The 2,077-nt window shown below is 65.9% G+C and carries 3 protein-coding genes; all 3 read right to left on the bottom strand.

From position 1 onward, the window contains the following. Positions 1-383: amidophosphoribosyltransferase (locus FJY88_13880; protein ID MBM3288416.1), on the bottom strand; the 383-nt coding region annotated here is incomplete at its 3' end. A 205-nt stretch (positions 384-588) separates the two neighbouring features. Beyond that, on the bottom strand, positions 589-1,143 hold the full coding sequence (locus tag FJY88_13875; GenBank protein MBM3288415.1) for a bifunctional (p)ppGpp synthetase/guanosine-3',5'-bis(diphosphate) 3'-pyrophosphohydrolase: 555 nt from the start codon (positions 1,141-1,143) through the stop codon (positions 589-591). Positions 1,144-1,162: 19 nt separating this feature from the next. Next, entirely contained in the window at positions 1,163-1,999 is an 837-nt protein-coding gene (locus FJY88_13870; GenBank protein ID MBM3288414.1) for a heterodisulfide reductase subunit F, read from the bottom strand. Positions 2,000-2,077 lie beyond the last annotated feature (78 nt).

The following is a 2,077-nucleotide window of genomic DNA, read 5'->3' as shown; positions in this document are numbered from 1 at the left end:
GTCTGGTTGAACTCGTTCCCCTTCATCTCGCTGAAGTGGACCGCCTGCTTTCGCAGGATCTCCTCGGCGAGCTTGCGGAGGTTGGCGACCCTCCCCACGGTCACAACGGCATAGCGGCCATGGCGGGACTCGATGAGCATCGGCTGGTCTTCGAAGTCGCTGATCACGCCAAGGCCCATGTTGCCGATATGCTTGTGAAGGTCGGGCTCGAACTTCGTCCGAAACGGGGAGTTCGTGATGTCGTGGATGTTGCGCTTGAACCCCTGCTTGCCGTGGACGACCAATCCGCCGCGGGAGGTTCCCAGGTGCGAGTGGTAATCGGTCCCGTAGAAGAGGTCCGCGATGCAATCCTGCCTGCTGGCCACGCCAAAGAAGCCGCCCACGCTGCCGCCCTCCCGCCGCATCCCAGAAGGCCAGGGACGCGACCGCCGCCCGATTGTCTCTGACGGATCGCGGTACGATCCGTATCGCTGACGACTAGGTTGTGGAGGCTATGGCCACCCCGCGGGCTGCGTCAAGCCTCCGCTGCGGCTTTGCGAGACGCTGGCCGCCGGCGCTGCCCGAACCGCCTCGGCCCGAGAACGGCACCTAGCCGAGGATCAACCGGCGCGCGGTCTCGAGGGCCCTCTCCAGATTCCCCTCAAGGATCTCGGGGATCCTCCCGCGAAGCGCCTCGAGGGTCCCCGCGTAGAAACGGAGCGTCGGCTCCGGCGCCCCTCGGAAGCTCTCCCAGATCGCGGGGCCGCTGCTCCTGTGCGCATGGGTCAGAGTCTCGAGGTTGTGGATCTTGTCGGCGGCGGCGACCAGGCAGGCTTCGGGCGACGCCTTGCGGAGTTGCTCGATCATCCTCGCCTTGCGATCGGCCCAGCGAAGGGTCTTGTCCTCCGAGACCTCCCGCACGATCGCCGTCACGCGGGGGCCGAAGGCGCCTTCCAGCTCCTCGGGAGTGACGTCCGTATCTTCGAGAGCGTCGTGGAGAAGCGCGGCGATCACGCTGTCCTCCCCTCCGCCGGCCTCCTGGACGATGAAGGCCACGTGGATCAGGTGGGCGATGTAGGGGACCTCGGGCTCCGCCTTGCGGACCTGCCCCTCGTGAGCCCGCAGCATCCAGCGGATGGCCTGTTCGCGCCGCTCTGAGAACATGCCGAAGGCCTCCAGGCGCCTAGTAGTCGCTCGTCATCGGAAGAGCCAGCATCTCCTCGGCGGTGAAGACCGGCCCCTCCTTGCAGACGTATGTGCCGCCGATGTTGCAACGCCCGCACTTGCCGACCCCGCACTTCATCCGATTCTCGAGAGTCGTGTAGATCTCCGTGGGGGCGAAGCCGAGCTTGTCGAGGATCGGCATCGAGTACTTGATCATGATCGGCGGGCCGCAGACGAAGGCGAGGGAGTTCTTCGAGGGCGGCGCCACCTGATCGAGGACGGTCGGAACGAACCCGACCTTCCCCTTCCAGTCCGACGTCTCTCCGCCGGGATCGACCGTCGTCACGAGCTCGACGTCCGGCCGCTCCTCCCACATCTCGAGCTCGTCCTTGTAGACGAGGTCGGCGACGCTGCGCGCCCCATAGACGATCCGCACCGCGCCGAAGCGGTCGCGAAGGTCGAGGACGTTCCAGATGACGCAGCGCAGAGGGGGCAAGGCGATCCCGCCGATCACGAAGAGGAGATCCTTCCCCTCGAACGACTCGATCGGGAAAGAGTTCCCGTACGGTCCGCGGAAGCCGATCACGTCCCCCTCCTCCATCTTGGAGAGTGCGTCCGTGACCTTGCCTACCGCGCGGAAGGTGCACTCGATGTGGTCGCGCCAGGTCGGCGGGGAGGCGATGCAGAAGGTCGACTCCCCTTCCCCGAACGCTGAGTAGAGGCCGAACTGCCCGGCCCGGAAGGTGAAGCGCTCCGCGACCGCGGGATCGAGGAAGCGGAGCTTGAAGCTCTTCACATCGGGCGTCTCCCTGCGGACCTCTTCGATGCGCATCAGATGGGGCGTGTAGAGGCTCATACGCGGCTCTCCTCCCTGGCGGCGCACTCCTGCAGGACCTCGATCAGGTCCATCCCTCCTGAACAGGAGTCAACGCAG

It is taken from the genome of Candidatus Eisenbacteria bacterium (genome assembly GCA_016867495.1).
Lineage (GTDB): Bacteria > Eisenbacteria > RBG-16-71-46 > CAIMUX01 > VGJL01 > VGJL01.
The sequence above is the reverse complement of the archived record's forward strand: the minus strand, read 5'-3'. Positions and strand labels throughout refer to the sequence as shown.

Bases quoted from the DNA above. Each gene is read 5' to 3' on its own strand.
- FJY88_13870 (MBM3288414.1), bottom strand. From the start codon at position 1,999: ATGAGCCTCTACACGCCCCATCTGATGCGCATCGAAGAGGTCCGCAGG.
- FJY88_13875 (MBM3288415.1), bottom strand. From the start codon at position 1,143: ATGTTCTCAGAGCGGCGCGAACAGGCCATCCGCTGGATGCTGCGGGCT.